This is a genomic window from Rhodococcus sp. WS1, from assembly GCF_003797745.1.
GTDB classification, from domain to species: domain Bacteria; phylum Actinomycetota; class Actinomycetes; order Mycobacteriales; family Mycobacteriaceae; genus Rhodococcus_F; species Rhodococcus_F erythropolis.
The window spans coordinates 1,333,901-1,348,572 of the sequence record NZ_RKLZ01000001.1 but is presented as its reverse complement, the minus strand read 5'-3'; the positions used below and the strand labels follow the sequence as shown (position 1 = coordinate 1,348,572).

The 14,672-nt window shown below is 60.2% G+C and carries 16 protein-coding genes; 6 read left to right on the top strand and 10 right to left on the bottom strand.

The window, feature by feature from the left end:
• Positions 1-8: 8 nt before the first annotated feature.
• The 5 genes from EEB12_RS06300 to EEB12_RS06280 form a co-directional block, all read right to left on the bottom strand.
• Positions 9-752 (bottom strand): esterase/lipase family protein, encoded by a 744-nt coding sequence (locus tag EEB12_RS06300; protein WP_258537511.1) that lies wholly within the window; start codon positions 750-752, stop codon positions 9-11.
• 247 nt (positions 753-999) lie between these two features.
• Positions 1,000-2,037 carry an alpha/beta hydrolase gene (locus EEB12_RS06295; protein WP_256063626.1) on the bottom strand — a complete coding sequence of 346 codons (1,038 nt, stop codon included), beginning with the start codon at positions 2,035-2,037 and terminating at the stop codon, positions 1,000-1,002.
• Positions 2,038-2,155: 118 nt separating this feature from the next.
• On the bottom strand, positions 2,156-3,016 hold the full coding sequence (locus EEB12_RS06290; RefSeq protein ID WP_141487525.1) for an ABC transporter permease: 861 nt from the start codon (positions 3,014-3,016) through the stop codon (positions 2,156-2,158).
• Positions 3,013-3,876, bottom strand: a complete 864-nt coding sequence (locus EEB12_RS06285) for an ABC transporter permease (RefSeq protein WP_141487524.1) — start codon at positions 3,874-3,876, stop codon at positions 3,013-3,015. The genes EEB12_RS06290 and EEB12_RS06285 overlap by 4 nt, the downstream gene beginning before the upstream one ends.
• Positions 3,873-4,844, bottom strand: coding sequence for an ATP-binding cassette domain-containing protein (locus tag EEB12_RS06280; RefSeq protein ID WP_029254910.1), 972 nt, complete (start codon positions 4,842-4,844; stop codon positions 3,873-3,875). The genes EEB12_RS06285 and EEB12_RS06280 overlap by 4 nt, the downstream gene beginning before the upstream one ends.
• A gap of 404 nt (positions 4,845-5,248) precedes the next feature.
• On the opposite strand from EEB12_RS06280, the gene EEB12_RS06275 reads away from it, so the two are divergent.
• A complete protein-coding gene (locus tag EEB12_RS06275) occupies positions 5,249-6,106 on the top strand; it encodes a glycosyltransferase (protein ID WP_141487523.1) in 858 nt (285 codons plus the stop codon).
• A 121-nt stretch (positions 6,107-6,227) separates the two neighbouring features.
• Here the strand turns inward: EEB12_RS06275 and EEB12_RS06270 are convergent, their stop codons facing one another.
• The 5 genes from EEB12_RS06270 to EEB12_RS06250 all read right to left on the bottom strand — a co-directional run bounded on the left by EEB12_RS06270 (position 6,228) and on the right by EEB12_RS06250 (position 11,266).
• Positions 6,228-7,205, bottom strand: a complete 978-nt coding sequence (locus tag EEB12_RS06270; RefSeq protein ID WP_029254911.1) for a diiron oxygenase — start codon at positions 7,203-7,205, stop codon at positions 6,228-6,230.
• 6 nt (positions 7,206-7,211) lie between these two features.
• Positions 7,212-8,090, bottom strand: coding sequence for a prephenate dehydrogenase dimerization domain-containing protein (locus EEB12_RS06265; RefSeq protein ID WP_141487522.1), 879 nt, complete (start codon positions 8,088-8,090; stop codon positions 7,212-7,214).
• 8 nt (positions 8,091-8,098) lie between these two features.
• Positions 8,099-10,183, bottom strand: coding sequence for an aminodeoxychorismate synthase component I (gene pabB / locus EEB12_RS06260; protein WP_141487521.1), 2,085 nt, complete (start codon positions 10,181-10,183; stop codon positions 8,099-8,101).
• On the bottom strand, positions 10,180-10,704 hold the full coding sequence (locus EEB12_RS06255) for a chorismate mutase family protein (RefSeq protein ID WP_141487520.1): 525 nt from the start codon (positions 10,702-10,704) through the stop codon (positions 10,180-10,182). Before EEB12_RS06255 ends, pabB begins: the two co-directional genes overlap by 4 nt.
• A gap of 85 nt (positions 10,705-10,789) precedes the next feature.
• Positions 10,790-11,266, bottom strand: a complete 477-nt coding sequence (locus EEB12_RS06250; protein ID WP_003940943.1) for a hotdog fold domain-containing protein — start codon at positions 11,264-11,266, stop codon at positions 10,790-10,792.
• A gap of 575 nt (positions 11,267-11,841) precedes the next feature.
• On the opposite strand from EEB12_RS06250, the gene rpsJ reads away from it, so the two are divergent.
• The 5 genes from rpsJ to rplB are packed head-to-tail and all read left to right on the top strand — an operon-like array spanning position 11,842 to position 14,670.
• Positions 11,842-12,147: a 30S ribosomal protein S10 gene (gene rpsJ / locus EEB12_RS06245; RefSeq protein ID WP_003938093.1), complete on the top strand. Its 306-nt coding sequence runs from the start codon at positions 11,842-11,844 to the stop codon at positions 12,145-12,147.
• Positions 12,148-12,164: 17 nt separating this feature from the next.
• Positions 12,165-12,821, top strand: a complete 657-nt coding sequence (gene rplC, locus EEB12_RS06240; RefSeq protein WP_003940826.1) for a 50S ribosomal protein L3 — start codon at positions 12,165-12,167, stop codon at positions 12,819-12,821.
• Complete coding sequence (rplD, locus tag EEB12_RS06235; protein ID WP_003940723.1) at positions 12,818-13,492, top strand: 50S ribosomal protein L4; 675 nt, start codon at positions 12,818-12,820, stop codon at positions 13,490-13,492. The genes rplC and rplD overlap by 4 nt, the downstream gene beginning before the upstream one ends.
• Positions 13,489-13,794 (top strand): 50S ribosomal protein L23, encoded by a 306-nt coding sequence (gene rplW / locus EEB12_RS06230; protein ID WP_003940990.1) that lies wholly within the window; start codon positions 13,489-13,491, stop codon positions 13,792-13,794. Before rplD ends, rplW begins: the two co-directional genes overlap by 4 nt.
• A 39-nt stretch (positions 13,795-13,833) precedes the next feature.
• On the top strand, positions 13,834-14,670 hold the full coding sequence (gene rplB, locus EEB12_RS06225; protein ID WP_003940895.1) for a 50S ribosomal protein L2: 837 nt from the start codon (positions 13,834-13,836) through the stop codon (positions 14,668-14,670).
• Positions 14,671-14,672: the final 2 nt, after the last annotated feature.

The window sequence follows — 14,672 nt, the reverse complement described above, 5'->3', positions numbered from 1 at the left end:
TGAGTCAGCTATGCGCAGGGGATCGGCGTGAATTCCGGATCGAGCGCGGATTTTACGAGGTCCAACGAATGCGCATCACGGACCAGACCCGCATGCGAGGCAGGGTTGCCTGGGCAGCCATCCTGGACCCAGATGTTGTTGACAACGGAATTGGGGCCTGCGGTAAGGAACGAAGCTTCCGGAGGGGTTGAAATCTGGTCGTGAGCGGTCGCGATCACGGTATACGTAACTCCCGGTTGGGTTTCCGAGCCCGCATTGAGCTCAGCCAACAGTGGTGTCCCTTGAAGTTGTTGAACACCGGCTGGTCCCCAGATCGCCTGAACCAAGAGGTCTCCAGGAAGTCCCATATCTGACAGTTGTTTAGCGTTCGCTTGCAAGCCGCCGAAGGTCGTGCCGTGGTTGGTAGCGCCGAGGGTGACCAGAGTATGGACGGCGTTTTTCGACGGATCTTCCGGAGTCGAACCACCGTCGAACTTCAGGTACTGGCGAGCGACGACTCCCCCTTGGGAGTGGCCTACGAGATCCACCTGGCTTGCACCCGTAGAACGGCGAACTGAATCAACGAAGGTTGCAAGCTCTTTCGCTGAAGTCGCAATGTCCCTGATACCCCATTGGAGAGCATTGGGATTGAAGATTTCCCGTGCGCCTCCATAATTGAGAGCAAATACGCAATAGCCGAGATCAGCAAGTTGCGGGGAAAGTTCAGCCCATGTATCAACCATGTTCGCGGTTGTTCCGTGGATGAGAACCACCGGACGAGGATGCTCGACGCTCGGAACGCAATTCCAGTTGTTCGAACCGGCCGGCGATGGACCCATAGTGGCGAAACCGGGGGTGGGCTCTTGATCATCCGCTAGGGCGCTGACGGAGGTGCCTGACAGCAGGAAGCAAGTTCCCAGTACGACCAGCGTGATCCGAATGAACCGCACCGCTACATTCCTCCCATGATGCTAAAGGGTGCCTCGCGCTGGAGTTGAAGCCAGCACGAGGCACTTGAAATCAGACGCCTAGAGACTGTGCGATGAATGGCCAGGACTTGTGTAGATCGTCCTGCCAGTAGCCCCATGAATGGGTACCTGTTGGACGGAAATCCACTACTGCCGGAATATTCAGTTCGAAGAGCCGCTTCGCCATGTTGGAGGTACACAGATTGGTTGCAAGCTCGATCGGGCTGCCGACAACGATCTGGTCGAACATCGCAGCGCGACCGTCCTGGATGCGCGGATTTGCAGGGGTGTCATTGGGGAAACCGGGGAGCCCGCTGCCGGTGCTCATGTAAATCTGTGTGCCACGCAGCTTCTCAGCGTTCACAAGGGGGTCGTGTTCCCGCCAACCGGGGCCGTCGAACGGACCCCACATGTTCTGTACGTCGTCAACGCCGCCGATCCACTCCGTGGTGGTCTTGACGAACTGCTGGCCAAGCGGATCGCTGGTCTGGGCACATCCGCTGAATGCGGCAACGGAGTTGTAAAAGCCTGGGTACTCGATCGCCAGGTTGAGCACAGAAGTGCCCGACATCGAGATTGCGGCAATGGACTGTTCGCCATTGCTGCCAAGTTGCTTGTTCAGCAACGGAGGGAGCTCCTTACCCAGAAAAGTGCTCCACATGTTCTTACCAAGTTTCGGGTCTTCCTTCTCCCAGTCGGTGTAGTACGACAGGCGGCCACCAACTGGCGTCGCGACGTTGACGTTCTTGTCCTGGAAGAAGTCGACGACGTCGGTCTGGTACTCCCAAGTAGCCGAATCTTGTCCACCACCGGCGCCGTTGAGCAAGTACAGGATGGGACGGGGTGCGGAGTCATCGGAAGGAGTGATGACCTGAATTGGAACAACGCGATCCATCGACGCCGCGTATACATTCACGATCTTTTGGCGATCGTTCACTTGCTCGACTGAGACGACGTAAGAACCACTCGTGACGGACTCCACCGAATCTCCGCCGCCCTGGTGAGCGACAGGTGACGCAGTTGCGATACCGGCCGGAACCAGAGCGCACACCATCGTCACCGCGGCGACACCGGTAGCGCGCCTCCACATGGACTGCCTTGTACGCGTCAAGTTAGATACCTCTCGTTGCGTGGCACGGGTACATCGATGCTCATCCCTGGTGCCACTTGTTTCTCGAATTGTGAAGTCGGTTTGCGGTCTGTATTCGTTACGACATCGCCGCGGCGCGTCGGTATCCCCGAATCGCTGGGTAGACGAAGACGAGAATCATGCCGAAGGACCAGAGCAGCGTCTTGACGAGGGGTTCCGCCACAGGACCCCCTAGCGACAGCCCTCTCATCGTGTCGATCGCGACGGACATCGGTTGCTCTGCCACCACCGGTTGAAGCCACTTCGGGTAGGCCATCACAGGGACGAAGCCGGAATTGAAGAACATCAACAGTGTGCACGAGATGGATACGATTTCGACGAGCGGCAAGTTGTCGGAAACCGTGGCCAGGGCCGTCACCATCATGGCAAAACCGACGCCGAAAATGACGGGCAACGCCAAGATCGCAAAGGCCGCGAGCGGGCCCTGATTGAATCGGAACCCCAACAGGTAGCCGACGCCGAGAATCACGATTGACGTGAGGAGAACTCGGACTGCTTCTGCGATCATGCGTCCGACGAGGCCAGACGCGCGGTGCGCAGGCAACGTCCAGAATCGACTCAGTAGTCCGGACGCGCGTTCACCTTTGAGACCGACCGCACTTGCAATCGACCCGAACATTGCGCCGACGAGGATGATCAGTGGAACGGTCCCGAAAATACTCGACTGGCCGGTTGCTGCCGTAATCGAATTGCCCAATACGACCCGGAACATCAGCAGCATGAATGCTGGGTAAATGAGGGCCTGAATAGCGGTCGATGGATCGCGCAGCCAGGTGAGCAACAGGCGTTTGGCCTGAATTCCACTGTGAACGACCAGGGCCTTGAAAGAGCTTTCGGGGAGCGCATTGTCTGGGTAAGGGAAGTTGAACCCCTCGACCGGGCGGACTACAGCCATGAATCGATCTGTCGGCTCGCTCATGACCGCCTCATACTTGCCCAGAACGCGAGTGGCGCGAACACGACGATCAAGCCGATAGTCCAGGCAACGACGGGAAAGAGGACGCTCCAGGTGACCCCGCCTTGCGCAAGATCACGCATGGCGAATGAAAACTGCGATACCGGTTGATTGCGTACAAACGGCCGAATCCATTCGGGAAAGCCAGTCTCGGGCGCAAAACCGCAGGACAACATCCCCAGAATCAACTGGGGCAATGTCAGCGCTTGACTGGTGGCCTGCGGGCTCTTCGACAGTGAGCCGATCGCATCACCGGCGAAGGACAAGCAGGTGCTGAACGCCAAGGCGACCGCGCAAAACAGGATGGCCTGTCCGATTCCTGCTGAGAATCGAAAACCGATCAAGTGGCCGAACGCCAATGCGGCAGCAAGCGAGACTGTTGATCTGACGAACCCACTGGATTGACGGGACAGCAGCGGAATCGGGCCGACGACGGGCATGGTTTTCATCCGGTTGCTGAATCCGGTGATTGATTCGGTTGACGACATCTGAGCAGCCGAGATCGATGTGAATGCCATGGCTTGCAGCACGATGATCGGCATCAAGAACTGCGCGTAGTTGATCCCTTGAAGTTGCATGACGAACTTCAGAGGAAGGTAGAACCCGATCGTGAAAATGAGCGGTGCGATGACTGCAACGAGCAGTTCATAGCGCTTCACCATCGATTTGACGGTGCGTGCCGTCAACACCCACCACTGATTGATCGCTGACGGATGTGGTCGGCGGTGCTTGCCAACGCTCAAGGCTTCAGGGACTGCAATCTTGCTGCGCGTGTCTCCACGGACAGCCACCTGATCGACCCCGAATTTGGTTGTTGTCGTCACTTTGTCCCACTTACATGCTGTTCGCCAGTGAGTGCGAGGAAGACATCATCGAGTGACGGGCGGCGAAGTGCGATGTCGGCAAGCGGTATCCGAGCATGATCGAGACGGCGCAGTGCTTCAGAGAGCGTTCCGGCGCCGACGGGCGCGGGGATAGCGATTCGGCCGCTCTCTTGTGCCAGGTCGAAGCGGAAGTCTCGGGGCACCAGATTTCCTAGAGCGTGGACCGCGTGGGCCAACTGCTTGAGGTCTGAAGGCACGATCTCGCAAAAGCTCGCGCCAGTCCGAGCCTTCAATTGGTCAGCAGTCCCCTCGGCAATGACCGCGCCTTTGTCGATGACGATGATGTTGTCGCTCAGTAAATCTGCTTCTTCGAGGTACTGAGTTGTCAGGAGCACGGTGATTCCCTGCTCCTTCAGTGATTGAACCAGCGACCAGACGCTCTGCCGACTGCGCGGATCCAAGCCGGTGGTCGGCTCGTCGAGGAAAACGACCTCGGGGCGGACAACCAGGCCACACGCAATATCGATTCGTCGGCGCATACCGCCGGAGTAGTTCCGGACTACTCGGGATCCTGCTTCGACGAGGTCGAATTGAGAGAGCAGGTCGGCAGCGCGCACCTTCGCGGACATTCGGTCGAGCCCCATCAACCTGCCGAACAGTTCGATGTTCTCGCGGCCGGTGAGTGAATCGTCCAGGGCGGCGAACTGCCCGGTCATCATGATGGAGCGTCGAACCTCTGGAGCGTTGCGCACGACGTCATAGCCGGCCACCATCGCGCGTCCACTGGTGGGACGAATGAGCGTGGAGAGGACCTTCACCGTCGTTGTCTTGCCTGCGCCGTTGGGACCTAAGATGCCGAGCACTGTCCCACGTGGGGCGGTGAAGTTGATCCCTCGCAGCGCGTGCACGTTCTTGAAGGACTTGTGTACGTCCTCCACTAGTACCGCTGCGTCCGTGGAAAAGGGCATCAACACTCCGCTGTCTGCATTGTCGGAACGGGCACGCGCTCCCGACGGGCGCACAGATGCCTTCTGTCTTCTATCCGTGATCTCCGCTCAGATGTTACCGGAGGGTCAAACCGACACTCGGGCAATCGGACGCGTGAGAGGGGGTATTTGGCTCCTGCCAGCAACTCTCACCTTCGATTTCACCTTGTGGCAAGAATCACAAATATTCTTTGTAACGTAAAGATCTCCTCTAATTGAACGAATGACCAAATGGATTTTCAACGCATCTGCGCAGGTGGGTATTCGGTTGCGCGGACCGGAGGTCTTTGATTTGACCGGTGACGAAAGTCCCCCGATTCCTTCCGGTTGGTCCTCTGGGCCCGCTGCTCAATGTCTTGTGGGGAGATTCGCGATACCGTTGGGAAATGGCGAACGCGACGTTGTCGGTGGTTGTTCCGGCTTTTAATGAATCTGAATACATCGAAACGTGCATCGAAGCGCTCATTGCTCAAGGTGAATATGTCGACGAAATCATCGTCGTTGACAATAATTCCTCGGACAACACTTCCGAGTTGATCAAGAAGTATCAAAGTAGTTGTCCCAAGGTTCGGCTTCTCAAAGAATCCCGACCCGGGGTGGTGCATGCGAGAAACAAAGGGTTTGACGCGGCTAGTGGAGAAATTATCGGACGTATCGACGCGGATACGATCGTGGGGGAAAACTGGGCCGTTGCGGTTCACGAATTCTTCGAGCGTCGCGACGATTTCTCGGGCGTAACTGGCCTGACTTACCTTTATGAATCTCCGATCGCCGGCCTTCAGCGCCGATGGACGAATTGGCGACTCGGTCGCGGGGCCCAGGGGGCGGTTCGGCCCGTTGTTGCAGTTCCAGGCAGTAACATGGCGATGCGTCGGTCGGCTTGGTTGGCCGTTAGGGATGCGGTCAGCGATCGAACCGACATTCACGAGGATATCGATCTATCCCTCTGCATGGCGCATGTTCGTTGCGCAGTGGGGCAGATCTCGAGCATGGCCGCAAAGGTTTCGGGTAGGCGTGGAGTTAGTTCGCCGCGCGTGTATACGCGATATAATCGAGCATCGAAGAAAACCCTCGAGCATCATGGTGTATCGAATTGGAAGTTAACATTCTTGATCGCAGCGGACAGTATTCTGCATGCAATCTTGTGGCCTCTTTATCGAATGTATGACAAGAATTCCGGACAACTCTCTTCTCGGGTCTTGGGTCGGAGGCAGCGGGCGCGGGATCTTCCCGTCTTTTCTTGATAAATCCGTCCGGTATTTATTCGAGAATGCTCGTGTTTAGCTGAATAATCGGGAGTGCCCGATAATTGCGGACAATTACTGGTTCGGGTTCGTTGCGAACTATTTCTTTTATTGCACGGGATTAACTGGCAGAATATTTTTCTGCTGCGATTGTTACTTCCGGTGCAACTTGTAGCTTTTGGAGCAGGGACGTTATTCCACTGTAGTCCTGCACGAACAGTTCGTTGCGCGGTTCCAATGCGACATCATCGAGCATCTTCCGTCCTCCAGGTATGGCTTCAATTTCCATGATTGCTCGCCACGCGCCGAAGTCGGTCCCGCTGAACGCACGCATCGCGTCCTCGAAACCTTCCAATAAATAGCTGCGATCTCCACGATCCAGGGAATCCCAGACCAACACGGCTAGTTCCCCGGCAATCGAGGCATGGCAGTACTCGTCGCGAGCGTGCAACCGAATCGTCGCGCGGTTGATCGACTGCACGCCCGGGTCATCCGAGATCAGGTCGAGGTATGCGGTGATCGACACCTCGGCGACGGTCATGAACGCCAACTGTGTCAGAGCGATCTTGCGAGACCCCTCGGCTGCGTCGAGGGCTTGCGCCCGCGTGTGGACCGTCAGGACGTCTGGCAGTGCCTTGGCCGGAAGCGCCCAGCCCCTGCCTCGACGGGTCGCTGAACTGGCATTGAAGTGCATGAGCGTGTGATATTGCTCGTCGACCATCGCCTGATTGACGGCCACTGCAGCCCAATCTCCGAGTCCGACGCCGAGTCGGTCTTCGGCGAGAACGTCGAAGCCGGGATTGACGACGTACTTCTCGATGTCCATGACGTTCTTGTTGAACGCGATCCATGCCCAGGCTTGCAGGCGTTGCTTCTGCTCGGGACTCAATGCCAGGTAGGTCGGATGCTCCGCGAACGGGAGAAGTGCTTCGGGGTAGTCGGACAACGACGAATCGAAGAGATCGTCCAGTTCCGGCTCCGCCTTCTTCACGGTTGCCCGGCGCGCCCAATTGCTCGCAAGCCGACTGACGATTGCACTCTCGACCGGATCCGAGGCGTCGTACTCCGGGAGGCTGGGCGGACTCACTCCAGGTCTCATCGTTCCCTACTCTCTGTGCCCTTCGGCAATGCGATCGAACAAGCTCTGGCACTCCGCGTTCAATTCGCCGGAGTGATCGTCGAGCGCTGCCTCGGCGGTTTTCATCAGCGTCGTGAAGTCGCCGAGCGTCTCGGCCGCCGTGTCCACCTGTGAGGTGGCATCAAACAGTGCTTTTCGTGTCGCACCTGCATGCGGATTGCCCGCTTGTACGTCCCAGTACACCTCCGGTTCGCCGCCGGCTATCCGCGCCAGGAGCGCGAGCAAGGTCCGATGCGGGGGAGGGGCGACCGCGAGGAGTTCGTCCGCAGAAACTCCGAGTTCGGCCAGGGCAACGCCGAAAGCCAGCACCGACGCGTGTGTCAGAACCTGGGTAGCCGCGGCCAACCGGTCGTGACGATCGGCGTCCATCACCGCGACCGACGCTCCCCACGAGCGCACGACGTCGAGGAATCTGGCGGACTGCGGACCGTCGACGTACGGCACTGCGATGACGGCCCGACCGCGCGGTCCGAGCGACGGACGGAACATGGGGTTGAGTCCGAGGAACTCCCCTTCTCGGCCGGCGTCGGCGATTGCTGCGTCCATCCGCGATTTGACCGACAGTGTGTCCACAACGAGAGCACCGGATGTTCGAAGGCTCGGTAGTGCGGCTAGAGCGACCTGTTCGGGAACCGCGAGCACGATGACGCTCGAGGACTCCACGTGTGCGAGGACCCGGTCACTGGGTTTCGTGATGTCTCCGACGACTACATCTCCGTCAGGATCGCTGCCTGCTGGCTCGACGACGGTGACCGTCGACCCCCCGGCGCGAAGCAGTTCGACGAACATGGATCCGACGGCACCCAGGCCGCCGACAACCGTCGCGGTGCCTGATGCCGCCGTCATGGCTGGATCTACCCGCCGTACTCGAGGACCCGCGAGGAAACCGCATCGAGCGCACGGAGCAGCGTGGACGCCTTGACCGTGGTCTCGTCGAATTCTTCTTCCGGGTCGGACAACGCTGTAATGGCACCACCGATTCCGAAGGTCACGCCGCTCTCGGTGCAGACCAGCGACCGGATCACGATCGAGAGGTCTGCGGCGCCACCGAGGGCGAAGTACCCGATCGATCCCGAGTAGACCCCACGTGGGCCGGATTCGAGGCGGTCGATGATCTCCATCGTTCGTACCTTCGGAGCACCTGTCATCGATCCGCCGGGGAACGCGGCGCGGACACAGTCCACCGCCGACGACCCCGGGCTCAGATGTCCACGCACCGTCGACACCATTTGGTGAACGGACGAGTACGACTCGATCGCGAACAGCCTCGGAACGTGGACACTTCCCGGAACGCAGACCTTGGTGAGGTCGTTGCGAGTGAGGTCCACGATCATCAGGTTCTCGGCGCGGTCCTTCTCGCTGTCGAGCAGGTCCTGCCGTAGCGCAGCATCACGCGCTCGGGTGACGCCGCGCGGACGGGTCCCTTTGATCGGCTTGGACTCGACGTTGCCGTCCGAGTCGACACGAAGGAACCGCTCAGGCGAGGCCGAGACCACCGAGATGCCGGTGAAGTCGAGAAGTGCGCTGTACGGCGTCGGATTGATCGAGCGCAGATACTCGAACGCCTGCTGTGCATCGATCGTCTCGTCGACGCTCGCCATGTTGGTCAGACACACCTCGTAGGACTCACCTGCCCGGATCTCCGAGAGGGCCGTTCCGATCAACGACAGGTACTGATCGCGATCATGCCGCAGGCGAGCCTGCGTCCAGACGGTGTCGCTGATCAGCGGAACCGGGGTGCGTTCCGGAAGGTCCGCGCCGATCCGCGCCAAGGTGTCGACGGTCGATTCGAGCCAATCGTCATAGCCGGCGTCCCGGACTTTCTCGCGCAACCTCAAAACGTGAGTGCGGCCGACGGTGTGATCGATGACGACGGCGCGATCGGCAAACACCAGAGCGGCATCAGGAGTGGGTGCCGGATGGACTGCCCTTCCTCCGGTCTGTGCTTTCAGTTCGTAGCCGAGGTAGCCCACGTAGCCGAGGTTGAAGTCGAGTTCCGGATGCGAGGGCACGAAGCGCGTCGCGAGTTGTGCGTCCAAGTAATCGAAGAACGGAACTCGAATGTGCTCGTCGGACAAGCCTTTTCGGCTGACAGTCAGTACCTCGGCTTGCACGTCGTACGTGATGAACTCGGCCAGCGGCCCCGACGAATCGCTGAGTATCGAAAAGCGCGCACTCGGCTCTGCGGTTGCCGCGCGGTCCAGCCAGAACGCGTTCGGCCCGTCGGCGAACAGTGCTGCATAGGCCGCCGACGGGTCCACTGCAAAATCGAGAATCACGTCGTCGACGTCGTAGTTGATCGCCGGCCGCAGGTCGGGTGTTTGCGAAGTCGGTTCGGGTCGGATCACCGAATCCAGAGTGCGTCCGACGGACAGATCGCGGAAGTTCGCGAGCAAATCTATGCCGAACTCGGTACTGATGGACTCCGGATGGAACTGAACGCCCCACATCGGCTTGGTCCGGTGCCGGACACCCATGAGCAGTCCGTCGGACGTCCACGCGGTGCGAACGAAGGCGTTCGGCAGATTCTCGACGGTCAACGAGTGGTAGCGAACAGCTCGGAACGGCGACGGAAGTCCGGCAAAGATGCCCGAGCCGTCGTGATCGATCAGTGAAATTCGGCCGTGCATCGGTACGGGCGCAACGACCACGTCCGCGCCGAACAACTCGCACAGGCCCTGGTGGCCGAGACAGACACCGAGAAGTGGGAGAGGCGCTTCTTCGATGAAACGGCGGCTGATTCCGAAATCACGGTCGCGATCCGGCCGGCCGGGACCTGGGGAGATGACCACGTTGTCGTACGACGCGAGATCGAGGGAATCCCAATCCGCGTCGTTGCGGACCACGGTCGGCACAACCCCGTTGACCTCGGTCAACAGGGTGAACAGGTTGTAGGTGAACGAGTCGTAATTGTCCACCAGAAGGGTGCGGGAACTCATGTCGATGATCCTGATCTCGGTCCGACGGATTCCCGAACAGTGTCCTCCTCCTCAACAGGTGCGTTGATCACCAGGTCTTCGAGTCGACAGGTCTCGGCAATCATCAGCTCGTACAGGGCGTTGAAGAAGTCAGGAGAGAGGTCGTGTCTACGAGCGAATTCACGCGCCCGCTCCTTCACGACGCGCACGCGGCCGGGTTGCATCATCGGAACCTCGCGGGAGCGCTTCCACTCACCGATACGCAGGCAGAGTTCCAGCCGCTGCCGCACCGTCTCGAGAAGTAGAGCGTCGATGGCGTCGAGGTCGCGCCGGAAGCTGTCCAATCCCTCGGCCTCGTCCGGATACGACGAGGTCTGCGTGCCTGCTTCGGAACTCGTTGTGGTCAAGAACTCTTCCACGAGGCCTCCCGGTGCTCGGCGTGACGCGAGGTCGACAATGTGGTGCCCGGAACGCAACCCACCTCCGGACACCGGCACCCCGACCGACCATCGCCGTTCGGGGAGGTGTTCCACGATCGTCATTCGCCGAAACCTGCGGTGGTGCCTAATTCTGCGAAACCTGTTTGGCGGGCGAATCAGGTTGCGATGCAGGCGGGTTCGTGAGTGCCTACTTGGGGGAGACCCAGGTGGTGATTTCGGCGTGGACTACTTCCTTGCCGCCCCGGTCGAAGATCGAGATGGGAACGAGAAGTTCCGTGCCACTCTCGATCGCCGCGAAGTCCGGCAAAGTCTCGAGTCGGGCGACCGCCCGCAGGCCGGTCTCGGCCTTGGCGAGGTAGTCGACCTTCATCGACTTGGGGATCCAGCGGTGCGAGTTCGGAACCGTCGCTTCGCTCAGCATGCCCATCGCGACCTCCGCGAGGTTGCAGGCTGCGATCGCGTGAAAAGTGCCGAGATGGTTGTGGACGCCCCACCATTTGGGGGAGCGGACCTCGCAGAGCCCTGGTTCCAACTTGGTCACCCGGGGGAGAACGGAGGCGAAGTAGGGCACGCGAATGGACATCGCCGCCGAGAAAACTGCATGTCCGAGGGCGTTGTCCGGCAATTTCTGCCATCCGCGATAGGTGGGGCTGGAAGTAGTCATCGGCCTATCTTACTTCTGAGTAAGGTTGTTGTCGCGCAGCTCACTCGGAAAGGCTGGTTCGGGGGAGTTGAGGAATCGGGCCAGGTACGGCATACTGGTCGGGTTGCCTTGTCCGGGACGCGGTCGTTTGCGGCCGTGATCGGGTAAGGGTAAGACGTCACAGACGATCGATCGCAGATCCCGTCAGGGTAATCGGGTCAACGACTGTGACCATGCAAGACATGCAAGACGAGAAGTAATGCAGGACGGAAGCAGTACCTACTTTGTGTTCGACATCGAACACATCCGGTACGCATCACGCGCCAGATGATCGAAAGATTGTCCGGCGCAGGATGAGTGAGAAGGCGACACGCCCGACCGCGTGTACCGGAGAACAATGACAAACGAACAGCGGCAGCAGATCCTGATCTGATCCGATGCTCGGTTTACCGCTAACACGGTCTTCCGAACTTTCGGACTTGGTCCCGATCGCTTCAGTGTTCGTCGTGTCATCGTCCAGGCAAGGACTGTGCAGACGAGGTAGCTCGAGCCTGACCAGGCGGGCTACGAAACGCGGCAAGAAAAGGACACTAAGCGTGGCGGGACAAAAGATCCGCATCAGGCTCAAGGCCTACGACCACGAGGCGATCGACGCGTCAGCGCGCAAGATCGTCGAGACGGTAACCCGTACGGGTGCCCGCGTCGTTGGACCTGTGCCGTTGCCGACCGAGAAGAACGTATATTGCGTCATCCGCTCGCCGCACAAGTACAAGGACTCGCGCGAGCACTTCGAGATGCGTACTCACAAGCGGCTGATCGACATTCTCGACCCGACGCCGAAGACGGTTGACGCGCTCATGCGCATCGACCTTCCGGCCAGTGTCGACGTGAACATTCAGTGACGGCGGAGACAAAAACAATGACTGATACCAAGATCAAGGGAATCCTGGGCACCAAGCTCGGCATGACCCAGGTCTTCGACGAGAACAACCGGGTTGTCCCGGTCACCGTCGTGAAGGCTGGGCCGAACGTCGTAACCCAGATCCGTACCGAAGAGCGTGACGGCTACAGCGCCGTTCAGCTCGCGTTCGGCGCCATCGACCCGCGCAAGGTGAACAAGCCGACTTCCGGCCAGTTCACCAAGGCTGGTGTGACCCCGCGTCGCCACGTAGTGGAGCTCCGCGTTGCGGACACCTCCGACTACGAGGTCGGCCAGGAGCTCACCGCCGAGGTCTTCGAGGACGGCGCATACGTCGACGTCACCGGAACCAGCAAGGGCAAGGGCTTCGCCGGAACCATGAAGCGTCACGGCTTCAAGGGACAGGGCGCGTCGCACGGTACCCAGGCTGTTCACCGCCGCCCGGGCTCCATCGGTGGCTGTGCAACTCCCGGCCGCGTGTTCAAGGGCATGCGCATGTCCGGACGCATGGGTAGCGACCGCATCACGACGCAGAACCTCTCGGTCCACAAGGTGGATGCCGAGAACGGCCTGCTGCTGATCAAGGGTGCGATCCCCGGCCGCAAGGGCGGCCTCGTGATCGTCAAGAGTGCAGTGAAGGGTGGTGCACGGGCATGACCAGCACCGAGACCAAGTTGACCCTGGACGTCAAGGTCGCCGGCGGCAAGACCAACGGCACCGTCGATCTCCCCGCTGAGATCTTCGACGCTCCGGCCAACATCGCGCTTCTCCATCAGGTTGTCGTCGCGCAGCTCGCAGCTGCTCGTCAGGGAACCCACTCCACCAAGACCCGCGGCGACGTCCGCGGCGGTGGCAAGAAGCCGTATCGCCAGAAGGGCACCGGCCGCGCACGCCAGGGCTCGACTCGCGCACCGCAGTTCGTCGGCGGCGGAACCGTTCACGGCCCGCAGCCGCGTGACTACAGCCAGCGCACCCCCAAGAAGATGAAGGCAGCCGCTCTTCGCGGAGCCCTCTCTGACCGCGCACGCAACGAGCGCATCCACGTCATCACCGAACTGGTTGCAGGGCAGACGCCTTCGACCAAGGGCGCAATCGCGTTCCTCGGCGAGATTTCGGATCGCAAGAAGCTGCTGCTCGTCGTGGGTCGCCAGGATGTAGCCGCTTGGAAGAGCGTGCAGAACCTGGAAGGCGTGCATCCCATTGCACCCGACCAGCTCAACACCTACGACGTGCTCAATGCAGACGATGTCGTGTTCAGCGTCGAGGCACTCAACGCGTTCATCCACGGGCCCGCAGAGAGCGCTCAGAACAAGGAGGACGCCAAGTGAGCACCATCGCTGACCCCCGCGACATCCTGCTCGCTCCGGTCATCTCCGAGAAGTCCTACGGACTGATCGAGGAAGGCACCTACACCTTCCTGGTGCACCCGGACTCGAACAAGACGCAGATCAAGATTGCCGTCGAGAAGGTCTTCGGCGTCAAGGTGACCAGCGTCAACACCGCCAACCGTCAGGGCAAGCGTAAGCGGACCCGATTCGGTTACGGCAAGCGCAAGGACACCAAGCGCGCGCTCGTGACCCTGTCCGCTGACAGCAAGCCCATCGAGATCTTCGGAGGACCGGTCGCGTAAGCGCCGGGACTTGACGAGACATAGAGGACGAGAAGACTCATGGCAATCCGTAAGTACAAGCCGACAACACCGGGCCGTCGTGGCTCGAGCGTCTCGGACTTCGCCGAGATCACTCGGTCAACCCCCGAGAAGTCGCTGGTTCGCCCGCTGCACGGTCGCGGTGGACGTAACGCACACGGTCGTATCACCACCCGTCACAAGGGTGGCGGACACAAGCGTGCATACCGACTGATCGATTTCCGTCGCAACGACAAGGACGGCATCCCGGCAAAGGTCGCTCACATCGAGTACGACCCCAACCGCACAGCAAACATCGCACTCCTGCATTACGCAGACGGTGAGAAGCGCTACATCATCGCCCCCAAGGGCCTGGTGCAGGGTTCACCGGTCGAGTCCGGTGCAGGCGCCGACATCAAGCCGGGCAACAACCTGCCGCTGCGCAACATCCCGACTGGTACCACCATCCACGGTGTGGAACTGCGTCCCGGCGGCGGAGCCAAGATGGCTCGTTCCGCAGGCGCCAGCATCCAGCTCCTCGGTAAGGAAGGCAGCTACGCCACGCTGCGTATGCCTTCCGGTGAAATCCGTCGCGTCGACGTGCGCTGCCGCGCATCCGTCGGCGAGGTCGGCAACGCCGAGCAGTCGAACATCAACTGGGGCAAGGCCGGCCGTATGCGTTGGAAGGGCAAGCGCCCGACCGTTCGTGGTGTCGTGATGAACCCGGTCGACCACCCGCACGGTGGCGGCGAGGGCAAGACCTCAGGTGGACGCCACCCGGTCAGCCCGTGGGGTAAGCCTGAAGGCCGTACCCGCAAGAACAAGGCAAGCGACAAGATGATCGTCCGTCGCCGCCGCACCGGCAAGAACAAGCGCTAGGA

Bases quoted from the DNA above. Each gene is read 5' to 3' on its own strand.
- EEB12_RS06295 (WP_256063626.1), bottom strand. From the start codon at position 2,037: ATGTGGAGGCGCGCTACCGGTGTCGCCGCGGTGACGATGGTGTGCGCT.
- EEB12_RS06290 (WP_141487525.1), bottom strand. From the start codon at position 3,016: ATGAGCGAGCCGACAGATCGATTCATGGCTGTAGTCCGCCCGGTCGAG.
- EEB12_RS06280 (WP_029254910.1), bottom strand. From the start codon at position 4,844: ATGCCCTTTTCCACGGACGCAGCGGTACTAGTGGAGGACGTACACAAG.
- EEB12_RS06275 (WP_141487523.1), top strand. From the start codon at position 5,249: ATGGCGAACGCGACGTTGTCGGTGGTTGTTCCGGCTTTTAATGAATCT.
- EEB12_RS06270 (WP_029254911.1), bottom strand. From the start codon at position 7,205: ATGAGACCTGGAGTGAGTCCGCCCAGCCTCCCGGAGTACGACGCCTCG.
- EEB12_RS06265 (WP_141487522.1), bottom strand. From the start codon at position 8,090: ATGACGGCGGCATCAGGCACCGCGACGGTTGTCGGCGGCCTGGGTGCC.
- pabB (WP_141487521.1), bottom strand. From the start codon at position 10,183: ATGAGTTCCCGCACCCTTCTGGTGGACAATTACGACTCGTTCACCTAC.
- EEB12_RS06255 (WP_141487520.1), bottom strand. From the start codon at position 10,704: ATGACGATCGTGGAACACCTCCCCGAACGGCGATGGTCGGTCGGGGTG.
- EEB12_RS06250 (WP_003940943.1), bottom strand. From the start codon at position 11,266: ATGACTACTTCCAGCCCCACCTATCGCGGATGGCAGAAATTGCCGGAC.
- rplC (WP_003940826.1), top strand. From the start codon at position 12,165: ATGACTGATACCAAGATCAAGGGAATCCTGGGCACCAAGCTCGGCATG.
- rplD (WP_003940723.1), top strand. From the start codon at position 12,818: ATGACCAGCACCGAGACCAAGTTGACCCTGGACGTCAAGGTCGCCGGC.
- rplB (WP_003940895.1), top strand. From the start codon at position 13,834: ATGGCAATCCGTAAGTACAAGCCGACAACACCGGGCCGTCGTGGCTCG.